This window comes from Streptomyces sp. NPDC053432 (assembly GCF_055585365.1).
Genome location: NZ_JBVJKF010000001.1, coordinates 678,042 through 698,766, shown reverse-complemented (window position 1 = coordinate 698,766; position 20,725 = coordinate 678,042). Strand labels below are relative to the sequence as shown.

Annotated in this window: 9 protein-coding genes; all 9 read right to left on the bottom strand. The window is 77.2% G+C overall.

Going from position 1 to position 20,725, the window contains the following annotated elements; genetic code table 11:
* Window positions 1-256: 256 nt before the first annotated feature.
* Window positions 257-1,189 carry an SDR family oxidoreductase gene (locus ACZ6Y1_RS03020; protein ID WP_469621667.1) on the bottom strand — a complete coding sequence of 311 codons (933 nt, stop codon included), beginning with the start codon at window positions 1,187-1,189 and terminating at the stop codon, window positions 257-259.
* A 127-nt stretch (window positions 1,190-1,316) separates the two neighbouring features.
* Complete coding sequence (locus ACZ6Y1_RS03015; protein WP_469621663.1) at window positions 1,317-2,597, bottom strand: alkaline phosphatase family protein; 1,281 nt, start codon at window positions 2,595-2,597, stop codon at window positions 1,317-1,319.
* A 50-nt stretch (window positions 2,598-2,647) separates the two neighbouring features.
* Complete coding sequence (locus tag ACZ6Y1_RS03010; RefSeq protein ID WP_469621661.1) at window positions 2,648-3,916, bottom strand: hypothetical protein; 1,269 nt, start codon at window positions 3,914-3,916, stop codon at window positions 2,648-2,650.
* Complete coding sequence (locus ACZ6Y1_RS03005; protein ID WP_469621658.1) at window positions 3,913-5,769, bottom strand: methyltransferase domain-containing protein; 1,857 nt, start codon at window positions 5,767-5,769, stop codon at window positions 3,913-3,915. Before ACZ6Y1_RS03005 ends, ACZ6Y1_RS03010 begins: the two co-directional genes overlap by 4 nt.
* Window positions 5,766-6,944: a glycosyltransferase gene (locus tag ACZ6Y1_RS03000; protein ID WP_469621655.1), complete on the bottom strand. Its 1,179-nt coding sequence runs from the start codon at window positions 6,942-6,944 to the stop codon at window positions 5,766-5,768. The genes ACZ6Y1_RS03005 and ACZ6Y1_RS03000 overlap by 4 nt, the downstream gene beginning before the upstream one ends.
* A complete protein-coding gene (locus ACZ6Y1_RS02995; RefSeq protein WP_469621652.1) occupies window positions 6,941-7,822 on the bottom strand; it encodes an alpha/beta fold hydrolase in 882 nt (293 codons plus the stop codon). Before ACZ6Y1_RS02995 ends, ACZ6Y1_RS03000 begins: the two co-directional genes overlap by 4 nt.
* 7 nt (window positions 7,823-7,829) lie before the next feature.
* Window positions 7,830-8,243, bottom strand: coding sequence for an acyl carrier protein (locus ACZ6Y1_RS02990; RefSeq protein ID WP_469621649.1), 414 nt, complete (start codon window positions 8,241-8,243; stop codon window positions 7,830-7,832).
* Entirely contained in the window at window positions 8,233-13,152 is a 4,920-nt protein-coding gene (locus ACZ6Y1_RS02985; RefSeq protein WP_469621644.1) for a type I polyketide synthase, read from the bottom strand. The genes ACZ6Y1_RS02990 and ACZ6Y1_RS02985 overlap by 11 nt, the downstream gene beginning before the upstream one ends.
* The gene (locus ACZ6Y1_RS02980; protein ID WP_469621641.1) at window positions 13,145-20,449 is read right to left on the bottom strand and encodes an SDR family NAD(P)-dependent oxidoreductase; all 7,305 of its coding nucleotides are present in this window, start codon (window positions 20,447-20,449) and stop codon (window positions 13,145-13,147) included. Before ACZ6Y1_RS02980 ends, ACZ6Y1_RS02985 begins: the two co-directional genes overlap by 8 nt.
* Window positions 20,450-20,725: the final 276 nt, after the last annotated feature.

The window sequence follows — 20,725 nt, the reverse complement described above, 5'->3', positions numbered from 1 at the left end:
TTCGTCCGACAACGTCAACTCAGCCTTCGGCCGCCCAGTTCGTGCCACCCAACAAGCCTACACATCTGAATGGAATTCCTGACTCAGAAGACTAGGGGGTGTTGCGAAAGTCCCGCACGGCGCCCACGGCGCCCGGCACGCACTCTCGCCGCACCGGCCGAAGCCCCGAGTACGTCCAGTACGAGGACCTTCGCCCGGCACGCCGAGAGCACGCACCGGACACCGCGGGCACCGCACAGGACTTCCGCAACACCCCCTAGCGGTAGCCCGTGGTGTCCGCCGGGCGGTTGCGGTCCTGGACCTCGGTCAGGTAGCGCCAGGCGTCCGGGCGGCTGCCGTCGAGGTCGGTGAAGCCGTACACCCCGGCCAGCCCGCCGCTGGAGAGGGAGCGGCCGTTCCAGCGGGCAACGTCCGGGTCGGCGGCGAGGGCGGCCACCGCGCGGCCGACGTACGACGGGGTCTCCGAGATGGCGAAGTGCGGGACCTCGGCGAGCGCGTCGCGCCAGTTCGACTCCGTCACGCCGAAGGCGTCCAGCATCATCTCCGACCGCATCCAGCCCGGCGTCAGGGCCACCGCCGTGGCCCCGCGCGGGCCGACCTCGTGCCCGAGGGCGAACGCCATGCGCAGCACCGAGGACTTGGCGATGTCGTAGAAGAAGGAGTTGCGGTAGCGGCTCGCGTTGTAGTCCGCCGTGCCGTCCGTCATCTCCACCACCAGCCCGCCCCGCTCGCGCAGCAGCAGCGGCAGCGCGAAGTGACTGGTCACGGCATGGGTCTCCACCGCGAGGCGCAGCAGCCGCAGGCCGTTGTCCAGGTTGTGCTCCCATACCGGGCTCTCCCACTCGAAGAGCCGCTCCCCGCCCCAGATGTCGTTGACCAGGACGTGCAGGCGGCCCTGTTCCGCGTCGATCCGCCGGACCAGCGCCTCCACCTCCGCCGGGACGAGATGGTCGGCGACCACCGGGATCCCCACCCCGCCCGCCGCCGTCACCAGCTCCGCGGTCTCCTCGATCGTCTCGGGCCGGTCGTACTCCGAACGCCGCCCGCGCGTACTGCGCCCCGACGCGTACACCGTCGCGCCCGCCGCGCCCAGCTCGACCGCGATGCCGCGGCCCGCGCCGCGCGTCGCGCCGGCCACCAGGGCGATCCTGCCTTCGAGCATGCGCCGTGCCGGCTCCGTACGGACCATGCTCCGACCCTACGACGGCACGCGCCGCCCCCGCCCGCGGACACGGCGACCCCGCCGCCCGCGAGCCGCAGCGGCGCGGTGGCGCCCTGGCGGATCCGTCCAGGGCGCCGAACGCGAGCGGGGACATTCAGAACCAGTTGACGGTGAGCGGGAACGCGGCGGTCACGGTGGCGCCCGTGGAGTCGGTTGCCGTCGCCGTGATCTGGACGGTGCCGACGGACCACGGCCTGCCGCTGATCCGGCCCGTGCCCGCGTCGACGGTCAGGCCGAGGGGCAGACCCGTGGCCGCGTAACGGACCGGGGCCCGGCCGCCGGTGGCGGTGAGCTGAACGGTGCAGGACTGGTTGAACCTGCAGGTCTGGGGACCCGGGTTGGCCAGCTTCAGATCACCCGTGGTGGGGGTGGGGGTCGGAGTCGGGGTGGGCGTCGGGGTCGGGGTGGGCGTCGGGGTGGGCGTGGGCGTCGGGGTGGATCCGGTGGTGAACACCTCGCTGATCGGCTGCACGTTGGCCGCGTTCCCCGCGTGCGTCGCCGAGCCGAAGAGGTCCTCGAAGGTGCGCAGCAGGTGGTGGTGGTTGAAGGCGGAGGAGTACGTCCCCGTCCTGACGTTCGCGCCGTAGAAGACGGTGGCGATCTGGTTCGAGCCGAGGTAGTTGTCCTCGTCCCAGGTCAGCACCAGCAGGCTGTTGTTGGCCTTGGCCCACTGCGCGTAGGCGTCGAGGTTGTTCCTCGTCCACGTGTCGCCCGTGTTCACCGAGCACGAGTGCATGTCGTTGCACTGGTTGGGGACCACGAACGACAGGTCCGGCAGCGCCGCGAAGTCGTTCTGCGGGAACTGCGTCCAGGTCCTGCCGGTGTTGAGGGGCACGTTCTTGAAGGCGAACCACGGGTTGTGCTTCTGCGCGTACTGGCCGCTGGTGCAGGCCGTGGAACCCTCGCTCGGCAGGTCCTCGTTGTACGTCGCGAAGGTCTTGCCGGCCGCGATCAGCTCCTGGCCGAGGTTGGCCGCCGTCATCGACTGAGGGGTGTAGCAGCCGTCCCCGGTGATGCCCTGGGTGGCGCCGGAGAAGAGGTTGAAGTAGTTCGGCTGGCTGGGGTGGGTCAGCGCCTTCATCCCGGTCAGGCTCGCGCCACCGTTCGCCAGCTGGTTGATGTACGGGGCGTTCGAGCTGCCCATGATCTCGCCGTACTGCTTGTTCTCGTACACGACGACGACCACGTGGTCGTACGAGGGCAGGCCCGCGGCGGTGGCGCCCGTGCGGGAGTCCGCACCGCTCTCGGCGGCTTCGGAACTCGCCACGGTGAGGGCGCCCAGCAGGCCGAGGGCGCCGAGGGCGCCGAGGGCGGCCGCGAACGCGGAGCGCCGGGCCCCGCGTCTCGCGGGCGTTCCGGGTGAGTGGGTGGACATGGTGGTGCCTCCTCGGGTGTGGTGCTCGGGTGTGGTGTTCGGGTGTGGTGCTACTCCTCGCGCCGGGCCGGTCCGGCCACCGCGATGTTCAGGAACCGCGGTACGGGCCGTCCCCGGCCGCGGAAGTCCTCCGCGACCGCGGCCCGTACCGCCGCCAGCCGTGCTTCGGGCAGCAGCACCAGCACGCTCCGCCCCTCCCGCTGCCCGGGCTGCCAGGCGCTCAGGGCCCCGGCGGCGCGGGTCCGGGCCACGGCCCGGGCCAGTTCCGCCGGCCGGTCCGCCGGGTCGCCGCGCACGGCCAGCAGCACCAGGCGCGCGCCCGAGGCGGCCGGGTCGAAGTCGACGTACCGCTGCGTGCGAACCGGCTCCGGGCCCAGCAGCAGGGCCTTCCCGGCCCGGGCGAAGAGCACCGCCCGGCGCAGCGTGTCGTCGCCGTCCGGCAGGGCGTCGGCCAGCAGCCGGGCCAGGTGGGCGCGGTCCGGCTCCTCGCCCCGGCCGCCGTGCACGTCGGCCACCGCCAGGGCGATCGCGCACTCCGCGGGCTCCGCCGTGGCCAGCCCGGCGGCGGCCGTGAGCGAGCCCTGCACGTGCAGGTCGGTCCCGCCGCGGCCGTGACCGGCCCGGGCCAGGGCACGCAGCACCGCGTACGGCCGCACCGCCCACGCCGGGGCGTCGGGCGGCGGGCCGGCCAGGGTCAGCGGCAGGTCACAGCTGTCGGCGGGGTGAGCGAGGGAACTGAGCCGCACCAGCCCGTCGGTACGCGGCGCCGCGGCGGCCGCGGTGGGCCACCCGGCCGCCGCGACCAGTCCGGGCGAGCCGAGGTGGAAGGCGTACGGGGCACTCCACACGGCGTCGGGCCGCCGCCCGTGCGCGGCTTCCAGCGCGTACGCGACGAGCCGGAACAGGGGGTCGGCGGTGGCCCTCCGGGCCAGGCCGCCTCCGGCGGGGCCGGCTGTTCGGCCCTTGTCCGTGCCGGCCGGGCCCGGAACGGCGCCGGCCGAGGCCCCTGGCCTGCCCGTACGGGCGGTGGCCGGGCCGTGGGCGCCCGGAGCAAGGGGGGCCGGGGCCGCGGGATCGTCCGGGCGGGCGACGCCCGGGTCCGTGCGGCCGGGCTCCGTGCGGCCCCGGGCCCGGGGGCCGCCCGTGCGGACGGTGGCCGAGCCGGGGCCCAGGGCGCCCCGGGCCGCGCGGGCCGGGGCCGCGGGACCGCCCGTGCGCGCCGGGGCGCCGGGGCCGCCCGTGCGGGCGGTGGCCGGTTCCGGGCCGGGGGCGGCGGGCGGGGTCGAAGGGGACGGGAGTCCCGGGGTGGGGTGGGTCATCGGGTGTCCTTGCGGGCCAGGAGGCGGTAGGCGTTGCCGCCGTCCGAAAGGTGGGCGGCCGTCGTGCGCAGGGCGTCGAGGGCCGCCGCAGCCGCGAAGAACGGCAGTGCGGCCACCCGTACGGCCTTCGCGCGGGCCCGGGCGCCCGGTGCCGGCGGCGGTCCCCACGGCCGGTCGGGATCCGGGGCCAGCCGGGCCGCGGTCAGGGCCACCGCCCCGAAGAAGTCGTTGCCCTGGTGGGCCGGACCGTGCTCCTCGGCCAGGACCGTCAACCCCCGGTCGGACAACGCCTCCCGCAGGTTCGCCGCCGGGATCAGGTGCTGGTGCTGCGGCTGGAACCACGGCAGCCACGCCGGACCGAGCAGCCCCGCCATCCGCGACTGCGGATCGGGCAGCTCGACCGCCAGGAACCCGCCGGGGGCCAGGACCGCGGCCGCCGCGTCCAGCTCGGCGAACGGATCCCGCGTGTGCTCCAGGTAGTGGTACATGCTGACGACCTCGTACTGCCCGGCCAGCTTCGGCGCGAACTCCGGGAACTGGCCCTGGTATCCGGTCTCCACCCACCCCCGCAGCTCCGCCCCGCGGACCCCCTCGCCCATGTCCAGCCCGTCGAAGCGGGTGTCCGGCCACACCGCCCGCGCCGCGTTGCAGAAGTGCCCGTGCCCGGTGCCCACGTCCAGCCAGGACGAGGGGACGGCGTACGGGCGGAGCATCTCGGCCCGGCTCCGGTAGGCCGCGCCCAGCCTGCCGAAGACCGTGCCGGCGCCCTCGCCTCCGCGCCCGTCGTAGAAGTCGCGGTAGTAGAACTCCAGCCCCTGCGGGCTGAGACGGGGATTCTGGAAGACGTGTCCGCAGTCCCCGCACCGTTCGAGGGTGAACCGGCCGGGCTTGCCCTGGAGCAGGTCCGGCACCCGCACCCGTACGGACAGCCGGTGCGAGCCGCACCACGGGCAGTCGGTGCGGCGGGGTTCCAGGAACCGGCCGGTGCCGTCGGCGAGCTCGGCCCGGTACGCGGCGGCCCGGGCGGTGTCCGCTCCCTCCCGGCTGCGGGCCGCCGCCGGGGCCGTACGCAGGGCGGCTCCGAGGGAGCGGAGCGGCCGGGCGGCGGTGGCCCGGGCCAGGTCCGCCGGGCGCAGCGGGGAGCCCGGCCCCCGGAGCGCGAGGTACGGCTGCAGGCAGTACAGCCCGGCCGCGGCCGCACCCCAGCGGCCGTGGCGCACGACGGAGGCCGCGAGCAGCGCCAGCCCGCCCAGCTGCGCGGCGGCCAGGGCGCCCGGCGGCAGCCCCTGCGCCCGCAGCTCGGCGGCCCGGGCGGCTCCCCCCGCCTCCCCGGCCGGTCCGCAGCTCAGCGCCGGGGCTATCGCGAGCCCCGTCGCGTCGGCCGCGTACTCCTTCAGACGGCGGGTGAGCGCGAGGAGTTCCGCGGGGGTCGCGTACGGCCCGGCCGCGTCCACCCCGGCCCGGGCCAGCACCTCCTCCGCGACGAGCACCGCGAACCCGGCGCCCCGCCCCTCGCCGAGCCGGTCCTCCCGGTAGCGCGCCGGGTCCACCAGCCGCAGCAGCCCGAGCGCCCGCTCGGCGGGCAGGTCCGCCGGCAGCAGGTCCAGCACCCGCAGCCCCTCCCGCTCGGCGTGGGCACAGGCGGCGAGGACGGTGGCCCCGTCGGGCTCCACGCCCCGGGCGGTCAGCAGCCGCCAGCCCGCGGGGCGCGGCACGGCGGCGGCCGGCGGCGGGACCACGGGCAGCACGTGGACCGCCCGCAACCGTCGACGGGTGCGCACGGTGCCCGCCCCGAGCGCGGCCAGCAGCACCGCCGGGAGCCAGGGGTTCCGGGGGAGCGGGGGTGGTGTCATGGGAGTTTCTCCAACCGGTCGGCCGCGGCGGCGGCCCCGCCCGCCGCGGCGAATGAGGCCTGGATCCGCCGGGCGGCCCGGCGGGGGCCGGGGTCGTCCAGCACGGCCGTGAGCGCGTCGCGCAATTCCTCGGCCCGGGTCCTGCCGAACCGCACCCGGACCCCCGCCCCCGCCTCGACGACCTGCCGGGCCACGATCGGCTGGTCGTCCCGGATCGGGGCGACCACGAGCGGCAGCCCGTGCGCGAGGGACTCGCAGACGGTGTTGTGGCCGCCGTGGCAGACCACCGCGTCCAGATGGGGCAGCAGCTCGAGCTGCGGGACCCGCTCCCGGAGCAGGAGGTGGCGCGGCGCATCCCCGATCAGGGAGGCGGGCGCGGCCAGGACCAGCTGGACCTCCGCGGCCAGCCGTTCGGCGGCCCCCAGCACCGACCGGTAGAAGCGGCCCCCCGCCTCCTGGTTGAGGGTGCCCAGCGACACCAGGACGCGTTTGCGCGCCGGGTCCAGCCGCTGCCACGGGAAGCCGGGAGAGGCGGGCCGGGCCCCGAAGGCGGGCCCCACGAACGCGAAGTGCGATGGGAACTCCGCGGTCGGGCCCACGAGTTCAGGGGTCGAGAAGACCAGCACCAGCCGCTCCGAGAACCGCGGGTCCCAGCCCTCCCCACCGGCCCCGAACTCGCCGAGCAGACCGTCGATCCTCCCCGCGACCCACTCCCCGACCTTCGGGAAGTCGGCGAAGGGCCGGGTGAGTTCGGCCGAGGTACTGGCCGAGGTGGCCCACGGGACACCGAGCCGCCGGGCGACCAGCGGCCCGGCCAGGGCCTGCTGGTCGGCGACCAGCAGGTCCGGTGCGAAGGCGTGCACCGCCCGCGTCACCCCCGGGACCATGGCCCGGGCGAGCGGGACGAGGGCCTCCTCCCAGAGGAAGCGCAGCGCCCCGACCCCGCGCAGATCGCGCCAGCGTTCGTGCAGACAGGCGTAGGCGCCACCGATCTCCCGGCCGTCGTCCCCCTCGCCGGCCGGCAGGATCCGGGCCCGGGCCGGAAGCAGCCCGGTCAGTGCGGAGGCCGGCCCGGTCCAGGCGACCTCGTGTCCCCGGGCGGCCAGTTCGGCCCCGACGGCCACGGTCGGATTGACGTGCCCGGCGAGCGGGGGGACGGTGAAGAGCACCCTCATGGGACCAGAGCTCCCGTCGGGGCGAGGTGCCCCTCCGCCCTCTCCGCACCGGCCGCACCCTCCGCCCCCGCCGCACCGGCCGCGGACGCCGTCGCGTCGAGATGGGCCAGGACGGCCTTGCGCAGCGTCCCGCCGCTCTCCTTCAGCACGTCGTGCCCCAGGCCCGGCAGGATCTCGATCGAGGCGACCTCCGATGCGTGGCGGACCAGTTCCCGTGCCCCCGGGACGAGTTCGGAGTGCTCGCCGCACACGATCAGCACCGGACAGCGCAGCAGGGCGTAGTCGGCCGGGGTGAAGGCGCGGCTTCCGGCGATGTCGTCGATCAGCGTGGTGCGGTTGAGGAGGGCGTCGGCGATGGCCGTCAGATTCGCGGCCTTGCGCAGGCGCAGGCCGTGCAGCTCGGTCGGGACCGGGCTGTCCTCCAGGCTCAGCGCGGCGGCCGACAGGGTGTCCACCATGTTCTCCACCCAGCCGCCGCTGAGCGGCGGTTCGAGGAGCGTGAGCCCCGCGACGAGGTCGGGCCGGGCGAGGGCGGCGTGCAGCGCGAGGGTGCCGCCGTAGCTGTTGCCGACCAGGTGGACCGGTCGCCCGCCGAGGTCCAGGGCGCCGAGCAGAGCGAACAGGTCGCGCACCGCCGTGCGGCTGTCGTAGCCGCTGGGCGGCCGCTCGGTGCGGCCGTGCCCGCGCAGGTCGTACAGGACGGTCTCGTACCCGGCCAGGGTGACCGGCACGGCCAGCGGGCAGTAGAAGGAGGACAGGTTGTCGACGACCAGCCCGTGCAGGAACACCACGACGGGCCGGCCGGGGGCGGCGGCCGCGGCGTCGGCCGGGAGCCGCTGGACGTGGAAGCGGAGCGAGTCCGCGAGGACGACGGCCATGGCGGGCTCAGCCGGCCGAGGCCGACCGGGCGGCGGCCGTTACCGGAGAGAGGACCGGGGCCGGAGCGGCGGTGGCCGGTGCGGCGGTGGCCGGTGTGGCGGCGGGCGCCGGGGTGACGGCCTGGGCCGCCGACGCGCGGGCGAGGGAGGCGTGGGTGATCCGGCCGATGTGGGTGACCAGTTCACCGACGGACATCGCCAGGATGGCGTCCATGTCCTTCTCCGCCAGGAACCCCATCAGGTCCACATCGGCGCCGTAGCGGTGGTGCAGCAACTCGGCGAGGGCGACGAACTCGACGCTTTCCAGCGCGAGGTCCTGGTTGAAGGTCGTCTCCATGGTGACCTCCTCCGCGAGCAGGTACTCGTCGCCGACGATCTCCACGAGCATGGAGGTGATCTCGGCGAGGATGTCAGGTGCCATGACGGGTCTCCGTGAGCTGGAAGGGGACGGGGAGCGGGGCCGACGGGTCGGCGGTCCAGGCGACGACGTGGTCGAGGGGCGGGAGGCCGAGCAGGGTGGTGCGGACCGGGTACGCGCCGCCTCCGGGCGGGAGCACCAGCAGTGCGCCGGGATCCGGGTCCCCGCTGTCCCCGGTCACCCGCCACTCGCGGGGCCGGCCGCCGAGCCCGCTGCCCTCCGCCTTCGCGGCGGCCTCCTTGGCGCACCACAGCGCGGTCACGGCGGCCGGCAGGCCGGTGCCCCCGCGGGCGGCCGGCAGCCCGGCCAGCCGTTCGGCCAGGCGGAGTTCGTCCGGGGAGAGCGCGATGCGGACCAGCGCGTCCGGCTCGGCGGTCACCGGCTCCACGTCGATGCCGACGGCCCGGGACGGATGGGCGAGGGCGACCGCGATCCGGTCCTTGTGGGCGATAGACAGCCGGAACCCGCCGGCCCGCCCTCCCAGCGCGAGGGGGCGGCCCGCCGCGTCGTTGCCGACCGGGACCTCCACGGGGAACACCGGTCCCGCGCCCGCGTCCCACAGCAGACCGCGCAGGGCGTCCTTGGCCGCGATCCGGCCCAGCAGCCACGGCCCCCTCGCGCGCGGCGGCAGCCCCTCGTACACCGCCCGTTCGGCGGCCCCGAGGTAGCGGCGCATCACCAGCTCCTGCGAAGCGGGGTCGGTCCAGCGCCGCCGGGCCAGGCACCAGCCCTCGGGCCGGGGCTCGCCGATGCCGCACACCTCCGGGGTGAACTTCATCGGCCAGACCCGCTCGTCGGCGCCGAAGCGGCGGTACGTCCACCCCTCGATCCGCGCCCACACCGGGCCGGTGGCGTCGCCCGCGGCGTCGGCCCGGCGCAGTTCGAGGTCGCCGCGGACGCTGAGGTCGCGGACCTCGCGGATGCGGGCCGTCGCGGCGACGAGCTCCCTCCCGGCGGGCGGGGGTCCGTAGAAGCGGATCCGGTCCACGGTCGCCGGGAAGACGAGGCGGTCCACCGGCAGCCGCAGCTGCATCCAGTGCCCGAACAGCTGCCCGGCGGCGTCGAGCAGTGCGCCCGGATCGGGGAGCGCGCGCAGGACCCCCTGGATGCCGTCCTCGCCGACGGTCCGCACCTCGTGCACGGCGGCGAACCGCGGACCGTGGAACATCCACCGGTCCCGGTACAGCGCCTCGGCGCTCACGGGGGCGGGCCGCGGAGCGCGCAGGGGTGCCGGGTCCGGAGCGGGGGGCGCCCCGTACCGCGCACCCAGCAGGACGACGACGCTCGCGTACTCCCCGAGGGTCACGCGCAGCCGGCCGGGGCCGGCGTCCCGGACGGTGACCTCGACGTCCACGGCCGGCTCGACCGCGAGCCAGCGCAGGGCCCGTACGTCCTCGTGGCCGACGACGGCGAGGCCGGGCGGGGCGTGGCGGAGCGCGGCATCGGCGGCCAGTTCGAGCATGGTCGTCATGGGCACGACGGGGAACCGGTCGGAGTCCTCCGGCCAGCCGTCGGGCTGGAGGTACACGCAGTGGTCCCGTACGCAGGGCAGCGCGGCGAGGGAGAGGCGGAGGCGGGTTCTCCCCGCGGGAGTGCCGGGGGCCCGTACGGCCGCCCAGGTCTCGGCGACGCTCCGGGCGGCGGTGCCGGTGTCGGCGAGTACGGCGTCCAGGGCGGACAGCAGCGCGGGACGCGGCCCGGCGGGCGCCGGTACGCGGCGTGCGGCCGGAGCCAGGAGCCCGCGCAGGGCCGCCCGCGCCTCCTCCCCGAGCCGGACCAGCGGCGAACCGAGGTCCAGGGTCACGCCGAGCCCGCGCCGGGCGCCGGACCCGTCGCCCGCCCCGTTCGCCCCCGCCCCGGCCCCGCGCCCGGCCCCAGTGCCCGCGCCTGAGCCCGTGCCGTGGCCCGAAGCCGGGCTCGCGCCGTGGCCCAGAGCCGGGCTCGTGCCGTGCCCTGAACCCGGGTCCGTGCCGTGGCTTGCCGCCGGGCCGGTGCCGTGGCCCGACCCCGGCCCCGGCCCCGGGTCCTGGGCTGAGCTCGGGCCGGGTTCCGCACCGGGGGCCTCGGCGCGGTGGAGGGACCCCCTGTGCGGGGCGAGGTGGGCGGCGGCCGGGCCCGAGGCGTCCGCGGAGGCCGGCGGGCCGGCCGTCGTTTCCGGGCCGGCGGAGCCCGCAGGGGCCGGGGCCGTGCGGCCCGGCGCGTGGGGGGCACCCCCGCCCGGAGGGACCGGCGCCGGCGCGCCGCCCACGAGGCTCCCGGCAGGGGAGAGGCGGTCCCAGCGAGGGGCATGGCCCTCGGCCCACAGCGCGGCGCAGGCCCGCCGCAGGGCCGCCACGCCGCCGAGCCGGGGGGAGGAGACGGACACCGAAAGGTGGGGGCGGTCGCGCAGGGTGTCCTCCACGAAGCCCGGCAGGCTGCCCGGCCCCAGTGCGACGAAGGACCGTACGCCCTGCTCCTCGTACAGCCGCAGGGTCAGCTCACGGAACCGCACCGGCTCCAGCAGGTGGCGGACCACCAGCTCCCGCACCGCGCCCGGGTCGGAGGGGAAGGGCGCGCAGGTCGTCGCCGACCAGACGGGCAACGCCCCGCCCGTCAGCGGCAGCCGCCCGAACGCGGCCCGCACCTGGCCCAGATACGGTTCCCACATCGGGGTGTGGAACCCCGAACGGAACGGCAGTTCCTGACCGAGCACCCCTTCGGCGCGCAACCGCCCCACCGCCAGGTCCACTTGCTCCGGATCGCCGCAGATCACCGACTGGTGCGGGCAGTTGTCGTGGGTCACCACCACCCGGTCCAGCCCGTGCAGCGCCGCCTCCGCCCGCCGCGCTCCGCAGCCCAGCGCCGCGTACACGAGGTCCGGGACCAGCAGGTCCCCCGGCTTCAGCGAGCCGAGGAAGGTGTCGGCCGCCTCCTTCGGGTACATGCCGGCGGCCACCATCGCCGCCCACTCGCCCAGGCTGTGCCCGGCCAGTACGTCGGCCTCGATGCCGAGACCCGGCATGAGCCCGGCGAAGAACCGGCCCGTCGCGATCGCGTCCAGGGCCCGTTCGACGAGCGTGGAACCCCGGGTCAGCGCGGGCCGGACGGCGCCCAGCCGCTGCGCCACGTCGTCCACGACCGGCGCGAACTCCGGCTCCAGGCCCGGGAAGAGGAAGGCCGTCCGGCCGCCCAGCGGCTCCGGCGCGAACCACACGTCCCCCCTGCCGCGCCAGGCCCGGCCGCGTGCCACCGCCTTCGCGGCCAGCGCCAGCCGCTGCGGCGTCGGCCCGACCACCGCCAGCCGGCAGGGCCCGGTGCCCCCCGACACCGGGGCCCCGGCGGCCAGCAGTGCGGACAGCTCGGCCGGGTCGCCGGCGGCCAGCAGGAGTACGTCCTCCCGGGCGCGGGGGGCCGCGACCACCGGCACCGCCGCGACCGCCGGCACCGCCGCGCCGGCGAGCGGCAGGAACCGCCGCGTCGGCGGCGCCGGGCGGGCCGCCCCCGGAGCCTCCTCCAGCACCACGTGCGCGTTGATCCCGCCGAACCCGAACGCGTTGACCCCGGCGCGGCGCGGCGCGGGCCCGCGCTCCCACGGCTCCGCCGCCGTCACCGGCCGCATCCGGGTCCGTACGAGGTCCGCGTGCGGCTCCTCCAGGTGCAGGGTCGGCGGGAGCACCCCGTCGTGCACGGCCAGGGCCGCCTTGATCAGCCCGGCCATGCCGGAGGCCTGCATGGTGTGCCCCAGGTTCGACTTCACCGACCCGAAGCCGATCCCGGGCCCCCCGGCGCCCGGCTCGGGCGGGCCGAACACCCGCGCAAGGGTGTCCAGTTCGGCCGCGTCCCCGACCGGGGTGCCCGTGCCGTGCGCCTCCAGCAGCCCCAGCGCACCCGGCGCCCGCGGATCCAGACCGGCCTCCCGCCAGGCCCGTTCCAGCGCCCGTACCTGACCGGCCACGAGCGGACTCATCAGGCTCGCCGCCCGGCCGTCCCCGGCCACGCCGGTGCCGCGGATGACCGCGTACACGCGGTCGCCGTCGCGTTCCGCGTCCGCCAGCCGTTTCAGCAGCACCACCCCGGTGCCCTCGGACAGCAGGGTCCCGTCGGCCCTGCGGTCGAAGGGCCGGATCCGCTCGCTCGGGCTGAGGGCCCGCAGCTGCGTGAACACGCTCCACAGCGTCGCGATGTGGCAGTGGTGGACGGCGCCCGCCACCACCGCGTCGCAGCGACCCGCCGCCAGCAGCCCGACTGCCTGGTCCACGGCCAGCAGCGAGGAGGCGCAGGCGGCGTCCAGGGTGTAGGCGGGACCCCGGAAGTCCAGGCGGTTCGCGGTGCGGGCGGCGGTGAAGCTGGGCACCAGCCCGATCGAGGCGTCGGGCCGCTCCGGGCCCAGCGCCTCCTGGAACGCCGACCGCACCTGCGCGATCCGCCGCTCGCCCAGCTCCGGCGCGAGCTCCCGCAGCGTCTGGGCCAACTGGTGGGCGGTGCGCACCCGTTGGTCGAGGCGTGCGGTGGCCACCCCCATGAAGCCACCGCGTCCCAGCACCACCCCGACACGGGAGCGGTCGGCCGGCAGCCGGTCCTCGCCGCCCGCGTCGGCGATGGCCTCGGCCGTCGCGTGCAGGGCCAGCATCTGGTCCGGCTCGGCCCCCTCCACGGCGGCCGGCATGATCCCGAACCGGGTCGGGTCGAAGGCGGCGAGTCCGTCGACGAAGCCACCGCGCCGGCAGTAGAACCGGTCGCCGGAGACGGGGCCGGTCGCGCCGGCCGGGTCGTAGTACACCTCCGGATCCCAGCGCCCGGGCGGGACTTCGCCGATGGAGTCCGTACCGGCGAGCAGATTGCGCCGGTAGGCGGCCAGGTCGCCGGCCCCCGGGAAGACGGCCCCCATCCCGACGATCGCCGCGTCGGACGGGCGCGGTCCGCGCTCACTCATCGCGGCCGCCCTCCTCGCCCGCACCGGCCATCAGCACCACTTGTACGTCGCTCCCGTGCGCGAGCTCGGCGAGGAAGGCGGCGGTGCCGGCCTCCGGTGCGATCAGCGGGATCCCGCGGCGTTCGTACGCGCGCTCCAGTTCCGGGGTGACCATCCCGCCCGCGTCCGAGGCCCAGGGACCCCAGTCCACGGCCAGCACCCGGCCGGGGAAGGATTCCGCCCAGGTGTGCGCGAGACCGTCGAGGGCGTCGTTGGCCGCCGCGTAGTCGCACTGGCCGCGGTTGCCGTACACGCCGGCGACGCTGCCGAACAGGGCGAGGAAGCGGGGCGGCGGCGTCGGCCCGTGCTCGGCGGCCGCCGCGGCCAGGTGGACGGCGCCGGCCACCTTGGTGGCGAACACCGCCTCGAAGTCGGCCGGTTGCTTGTCACGCAGCAGGGCGTCCCGCAGGATCCCGGCTCCGTGCACGATCCCGTCGAGTCGGCCGTGCCGGGCGCGTACGTCGGCCACCACGGCCCGTACGGCGGCCGCGTCGGTGACGTCCGCGCAGTGGTAGCGGACGGAGGCCGCCGCCCCGGCGAGTCCGGCGAGGGTGGCCCGTATCTCGCGCCCGGCGAGGATCCGGGAGGCGGCCGCCTCGATCTCGGCCGGCTTGCGGAGCCCGGTGGCGATCAGCGCGGCGCGGAGCGCGACCCGGTCGTGGGCCTGGTCGAACCCGTCCTCGGCGCGCGCCGGTTCGGGGGTACGGCCGATCAGCTCGACGTGGCAGCCGGTGGCGCGGGCCAGCGCGAGGGCGGTGCGCGCGGTGATGCCGCGGGCGCCGCCGGTGAGCAGGACGACGGAGCCGGGGCCCAGCGGCGGCTGCCGGTCCCCCTCGGAGAGGCGGACCGGCACGGGGCGGCGGGTCACCCGTACGCCCTCGGGGGTGTACCCGACGGAGGCGTACGAGGCGCACCCGTTCGCGCCGCCCCCGTCGGCCAGTTCGTCCACGAGCTGCGCGGCGATGCGGTCGGGGTCCTCCTTGGGCTGGACCTCCACCGCGCGGACCAGCGTGCCGGGGTACTCCAGCGCCGCGCTGCGGGCGAAGCCGTGCAGGCCGGTGCCGGGGGTCCCGGGGGCGGTGACGAGGAGCAGCCGCCGGACGCCGCCCGTCAGGGCATGCCGGAGGGCCGGGAAGGCGGCGGGCAGCACGGGCTCCGCCCCGGGCCGCAGCGCGGACAGATCGACCACCCCGTCGCACGCGGCCGCGGCCGCACCGCTTTCCGCCGCCCCGGGGAGCAGGATCACCTGCGCGCCGTGCGCCGCCAGGGCCGCGCCGAGGGCCGACGAGACGCCCTGCCCGTCCTCGACGACTGCGATGCGCAGGCCGCGCAGTTCCGCGGGCCGCCCGTCGGCCGGGTCCAGGGTCACGGTCGTGACGACGAGCCGGCTCAGGGGCGCGGGCGCGGGTGCGGGTGTGGGCGCGGACGGCGAGGCGGACGTGGAGGGGGATGCGGACGGGGACGGGGACGGGGATGCCGGATCGGGTTCCGGGCCGGCCCCCGCCGCCGCCGGTGCTGCCGGGGGCTCGCCCGCGTGGGAGACGACCCAGTCCACGATCCCGCGCAGGGTCTTGATCCGGGACAGTTCCCCGACCGCGTCCTCGGCGTTCCCGTCGGCGCCCTGAGGGAGCCCGATGCGGTCGGCGAGGGCGCCGATGATCTCGACGCGCTTGATGGAGTCGATCGAGAGGTCCGCCTCCAGGTCCAGCTCGGGGTCGAGCATGTCCCGCGGGTACCCGGTCCGGGCGTGCACGATCTCGAGGACGGCGTCCATGACGTTCTCGGCGGACCGGTCACCGCCGCCGTGCGCCGCGCCGCTCGCCGAGCCGGTGCCGCCCTCCGCGAGGGCCGTGCCCAGGCCGGCGTCCGCCGCCGCGTCGGGCCACGGACCGCCTCCCGCCCGGCCGTTCGCCGCCGGCGGCCACCCGCTTCGTCCCGCCTCCGCCGTATCCGGGCCCGGCCCGCCCCACAGGTCGTCCAGTTCGGGCCTGCCGGGGGCCGCGGCCCCGGGACCCCACGGGTAGGACCCCGCCGGGGCCGCTCCCGCGCCCAGGTAGCCCAGCAGGACGTCCCGCTGTGCCCGCACCAGTTCCCGTGAGGCCCGCAGGTACGCGAGGACCGCCTCCTCACGCCGCTCGGCGCCCGGCGCGGCCCCGCCGTCCCCCACCGCACCTCGCGCCCCCGGCACCTGCGGCACCTCCGGCGGCACGCGGCGCGCCGGCCGGAGGCCGCCCTCGACGGGGGTGCCGTCGGACGTGCGGACCAGGTGGCCGTCCACCAGCCAGCCCGGGCGGCGCGGGGCGCGGTCCGGGAGGGGGGCGGTGCGGCCCCGGAACAGGGCCTCGGGGGCGACGTCCACGCCCGCCGCCGCGAGTTCCGCCAGGGCCGTGACCAGCCGGAGCAGCCCGTGCTCGCCCGGCACGTCCAGCGGCACCACCGTGTGCGGGCGCTCGCCGAGGATGCGGCCGACCAGGCCGGACAGCACCCGGCCGGGGCCCGCCTCCACGAACGTCCGCACCCCGGCGGCGTACATCGCCTCCACCTGCTCCACGAACCGGACCGGCAGGGCGAGCTGGCTCGCCAGGAGGCCCCGTACCCCATCGGCGGAGGCCGGATACGGCGCGGCCGTCGCGTTCGACCACACCTCGACGTCGCACCCGGACACCGCCGTCGTCGCCAGCTCGGCCGCGAGGGCGTCCGCCGCCCCCGCCACCACCTCGCTGTGGAACGCGCACGCGACGGGCAGGGGCTGGGCCGCCAGTCCGGCCTCGCCCAGCGCCGACACGGCCGCGGCGACGGCCTCCGCCGGGCCCGAGATCACGCACTGCCGGGGGGCGTTGTGGTTCGCCACCACGCATCCGGCGCGCTCCGCGATCTCCCGTACCTCCTCCGGCGCCGCCGGCACCGCCGCCATCGACCCCGGATCCGCCCCGGCCGCCGCGAGGATCGCCTCGGCGCGCCGGGCGCTGAGCCGCAGCAGGCTCTCCGTGTCGTACGCCCCGGCCGCCCACAGCGCGGCGAGCTCCCCGTAGGAATGCCCGGCCACACAGTCCGGCCGGACGCCGAGTTCGCCGAGCAGCAGGTGTGCGGCCGCCCCCGCCAGCCCGAGCGCCGGCTGGGCCACCCAGGTGTCCGTGACCGCGGCCCGCCGCGCCGCCCGCTCCTCGGCAGTGAACGCCGCCGGCGGGAACACCGCCGCCACCACCGGCTCCGGCCCCTGGTCCAGCAGCCCGCGCAGCGCCGGGAACGCCATGAACAACTCGCCCAGCATGCCCGGCCGTTGACTGCCCTGCCCGGGGAAGAGGAACGCGACCCGCCCCGGCTGAGCGGACTCCTGCCGTACGTGGACCCCCGGGCCCGGAGCGAATACGCGGGCCCGCTCCAGGCGGGCCGCCAGCTCGTCCGGATCCGCGGCGACGACCGCCACGTGGACCGGCCCGGCGCCGGCGGCGGCCTCCGCCGCCAGGTCCCGCAGCGCCCACGGCCGGCCGGCCGCGTCGTTCTCCTCCAGGCGGGCGGCGAGCCGCGTCATCGCCCGGCCCGCGGCGCGCCGGTCCTCCCCGCGGAAGAAGAACACCTCGGCGGGCCATTCCTCCAGCCCGTGCCGGGGTTCCTCGGCGCCCGCGTAACCGGTCAGCACCGCGTGGTAGTTGGTGCCCCCGAACCCGAACGCGCTCACACCGGCCACGCGCCGCTCCGGGGGCTCCGCCCACGGCCGGGCCTCGTCGTCGAAGAAGAAGGGGCTGCTCGCCGCCTCCCAGGCGGGGTTCGGGGCGTCGATGTGCAGGGTCGGCGGCCGCACGCCCGCGTGCACCGCCCGGGCCGCCTTGATCAGCCCGGCCAGGCCCGCCGCGCACTTGGTGTGCCCGAGCTGCGACTTCACCGAGCCCAGCGCGCAGGAGCCCGGCCCGGCCCCGGCTGCGGTGAACACCTCGCTGAGCACGGCCAGTTCCGTGCTGTCGCCGACCACGGTCCCGGTGCCGTGCGCCTCGACCAGACCCACCTGGTCCGGGGTGACCCCGGCGCGCGCGTAGGCCCGCTCCAGCGCCCGGCGCTGGCCCTCGGGGCGGGGCGCGGTCAGGCCGAGCGACCGGCCGTCGCTGGAGGCGCCGACCGCCTTGATCACGGCGTACACGCGGTCGCCGTCCCGCTCCGCGTCCGCGAGCCGCTTGAGGAGGAGCGCGCCGACGCCCTCGCCGAGGGCGATCCCGTCGGCGGCCGAGTCGAAGGGCCGGCAGCGGCCACCGGGGGACAGGGCGCGGACGGAGGAGAACATCAGGTAGTCGTTGATGCCGTTGTGCACGTCGGCGCCGCCGCACAGCACCATGTCCGAGTCCCCGTCTCGTAGTTGGCGGCAGGCGAGGTCGAGCGCGGCGAGCGAGGACGCGCAGGCGGCGTCGACCGTGCAGTTGGCGCCACCGAGGTCGAGGCGGTTGGCGACCCGCCCGGCGATCACGTTGGCGAGGATCCCCGGGAAGGAGTCCTCGGTGAGGCGGGGCAGCTGCTCGTCCAGCGCGGGCGGCAGCTCGCCGAGGTAGGCGGGGTGCAGGGCGCGCAGCCCGTACGCGCCGGCCAGCTCGGTGCCGGCCTCCGCCCCGAACACCACCGAGGTCCGGGAGCGGTCGAACTCCCGGCCCCTGCCGTACCCGGCGTCCGCGAGTGCCCGTGCGGAGATCTCCAGGGCCAGCAGCTGTACGGGCTCGATGCCGGCGAGGGAGGCGGGCGGTATGCCGTGCGCGAGGGCGTCGAAGGGCACCGGGCCGAGGAACCCTCCCCAGCGCGACGGGGTGCGCTCGCCGGCCCGGGCCGGGTCGGCGTCGTAGTACAGCTCCGGGTCCCAGCGCTCGGCCGGCACCTCTGTCACGGCGTCCGTCCCGGCGAGCACCATGGCCCAGTAGGCGGCGAGATCGGGGGCGCCGGGGTAGGCGCAGGCCATGCCGACGACGGCGACGTCGAGCGGCTCCCCTGGCGGCGGCTCTGCGGGGGCGGCGAAGTCCTGGGCCCGGCGTGCCAGCAGCTCCGTGGCGCCCTCGGTCACCTGCGCGTGCAGCGCGGCCACGGTGGTGGTCCCGTCCCGCAGCGCGGCGGCCTGCCCGAGCATGAACAGCCCCTCGGCGTACTGCTCTTCCTCGGGGACGGACTCCAGCCGGCGCCCGTCCGGCACGGGCTCCCCGGCCTTTGCCGCCCGCCCGGGAGGCGTGGGCGCGGCTGCGCCGCCGGGGCTCCGCCCCGGACCCCGCTCCTCAAACGCCGGAGCGGCTGAACCACCCCCCGCCCCGCCCCGGGCGGCAACGCGGGTCACGGCGACGCCGCCCGCCGACCCGCCCCTTCCCACCGAGCCCCCGGCGGGGGAGCCCGCTGAGTCCCCGGCGGGGGAGCCCGCTGAGCTTCCGGCCGCGGAGGCCGCCGAGTGCCCGGCCGGGGAGTCCGCCGAGCCCCCGGCAAGGGACTCGGCTGAGCCCCCCGCAGGGGAAACGGCAGGGGAGCGGCGGACGCCCTTGGTGGCCAGGCGGAGGCGGCCCAGGTTGAGGGACTCCAGTTCCTCCCACGCGCGGCGCGGCTCGGTGCCGTTCTCCGCCAGGCGGCGGCGGGCCGCCTCGAAGGTGTCGGCGTACGGGGTGGCCGCGCAGCGCGTCGCGTGGCCGGGGGCGGTGTGCAGCAGCACCGTGCGCTCGCAGTCCAGCGCCGCCCGCTGGAAGCCCGGCACGACCGCTCCCGCCGCCACCGCCTCCTCCGTGAACAGGTACGCCGTACCCATCAGCACGCCCACCCGTGCCCCCCGTTCCGCCAGCGGCGCCGCGGCCGCCGCCGCCATCGCCGCGGAGCGCTCGTCGTGGACGCCGCCCGCGAACAGCAGGTCCAGCGCCTCCGGTTCTGGGCAGGACAGCAGCCGCTCGATCTGCTCCTCCCACAGCGGGAACGACGCCCGGGGCCCCACGTGCCCCCCGCACTCCAGCCCCTCGAAGACGAACCGCCGGGCGCCCTCGGCGAGGTATCGCTCCAGCAGCCCCGGCGACGGCACGTGCAGGTGCGTGCGGATCCCCGCCGCCTCCAGCGGGGCCGCCTGCGCCGGAGTGCCGCCGGCGATGATCGCGTACGGCGGGCGGGCCTCGGCGACGGCGGCGAGCTGCTCGCGCCGCAGTTCCGCCGGGGCGAAGCCGAGCAGGCCGACGCCCCAGGGGAGGTCCCCGAGCCGCTCGGCGCTCTCGGCCAGGAGCCGGCGAACGTCCGGGCCCTCCATCACCGCGAGCGCCAGGTACGGGACGCCACCCGCGTCGGCCACCGCCCCGGCGAAGGCCGCCCGGTCGCTGACCCGGGTCATCGGACCCTGCGCGACGGACAACGGCCGGGCGAGCGGCCGGGCCCGCGCGGCCGCCGCCAGGTGCTCGGCGACCGCGCCCCGTACGGCCTGGAGCACGCCCCCGGTGGTCCGGAACCGCGCGGCCAGCCGGGCCGCCGAGGCCCCGTCCTGGCCCACGGGCAGCAGCTGCGCCCGCAGGTCCCGGGCGCCGAGGAGCGCGGCCACGGGCCCCTCGGGCCGGGGCAGGTCGGGCCGCGCGAACACCCGGTGGCCGCGCTCCAGCCGGGTCTCGGAGCCGTCCATCGCGCGCAGCGCCGAGGCGACTTCCGCCGGCAACCCGGCCTCCCCCTCGGTGGTCAGGGCGAGTTGTACGTCGAGCAGCACCCCGGCGGCTCCGCCCGCGACGGCCGCGGCGGCCGTGTGCGGGCCGATGCCGCCGAGGGCCCGTACGGGCACGGTGACGCCCGGGTCCCCGAGCAGCTGCTGGAGCAGGACGAAGGTGGTGGTCCCGCCCACCCGGCCACCGGCCTCGTGCCCCTTGGCGACGAGTCCGCCGACCCCTGCCGACACGGCCTGCCCGGCCTCCTCCGGACCGGTGACCTCGGCCCAGACCCGCGGCCGCCCCGCCGCCGAGGCCCATGCGGACACCTCCGCCGGGGTGTAGTACGCGGGGTCCGCGAGCAGCACCGTGTCCACCGCGGCGGGCAGTTCCCCGGGCTGGACGCGGCAGCCCGCGGGCACCCGCACCCCGTACCGCCGGGCCGCGCCACCGCCGAGCCGCCGGGTCAGCTCCGCGAACCCGCGCCGCGCGGCGTCCGGGTCCCGGCCGAGATCGAGCAGCCCGAGAGCCCCGGCGCGCTCGGCGGCGGCCACGATCCGCGGGTGCGGCTCCTCGAAGGGGGTGACCGCGACGACGAGGTCACGGGTGGCGGCTGACTGCGGGGACTGGGGGATCACGGGCGCTCCTCTTCGAGTGCTGTGTGACATGGCGCAGTACCGGGCTGAAGGACCGGGGGATCGGGGGACCGGGGAACCGGGGGTGCGGAGGCATGCGGAAACAGGGGGTGCGGCGTCTCGCACACATCGGCCGGGCGGCCCGCCGCCGACAAGGCGGGCTTGAACAGTGGTCAAATACCCTCACGCCGCGATGCATCGTGCGGTGGCCTCCCCGCACTGTCAACAGGCATGCGGAATCGCCGGCTTCGCACCGGCGGCCCGTGCGGCGGCTCCCGC

What these genes read in the sequence shown, in the direction of transcription:
- ACZ6Y1_RS02985 (WP_469621644.1), bottom strand. Translation starts at nt 13,152, where the DNA reads ATGAGTGAGCGCGGACCGCGCCCGTCCGACGCGGCGATCGTCGGGATG.
- ACZ6Y1_RS02990 (WP_469621649.1), bottom strand. Translation starts at nt 8,243, where the DNA reads ATGGCACCTGACATCCTCGCCGAGATCACCTCCATGCTCGTGGAGATC.
- ACZ6Y1_RS03005 (WP_469621658.1), bottom strand. Translation starts at nt 5,769, where the DNA reads ATGACACCACCCCCGCTCCCCCGGAACCCCTGGCTCCCGGCGGTGCTG.
- ACZ6Y1_RS03015 (WP_469621663.1), bottom strand. Translation starts at nt 2,597, where the DNA reads ATGTCCACCCACTCACCCGGAACGCCCGCGAGACGCGGGGCCCGGCGC.
- ACZ6Y1_RS03020 (WP_469621667.1), bottom strand. Translation starts at nt 1,189, where the DNA reads ATGGTCCGTACGGAGCCGGCACGGCGCATGCTCGAAGGCAGGATCGCC.
- ACZ6Y1_RS02995 (WP_469621652.1), bottom strand. Translation starts at nt 7,822, where the DNA reads ATGGCCGTCGTCCTCGCGGACTCGCTCCGCTTCCACGTCCAGCGGCTC.
- ACZ6Y1_RS03010 (WP_469621661.1), bottom strand. Translation starts at nt 3,916, where the DNA reads ATGACCCACCCCACCCCGGGACTCCCGTCCCCTTCGACCCCGCCCGCC.
- ACZ6Y1_RS03000 (WP_469621655.1), bottom strand. Translation starts at nt 6,944, where the DNA reads ATGAGGGTGCTCTTCACCGTCCCCCCGCTCGCCGGGCACGTCAATCCG.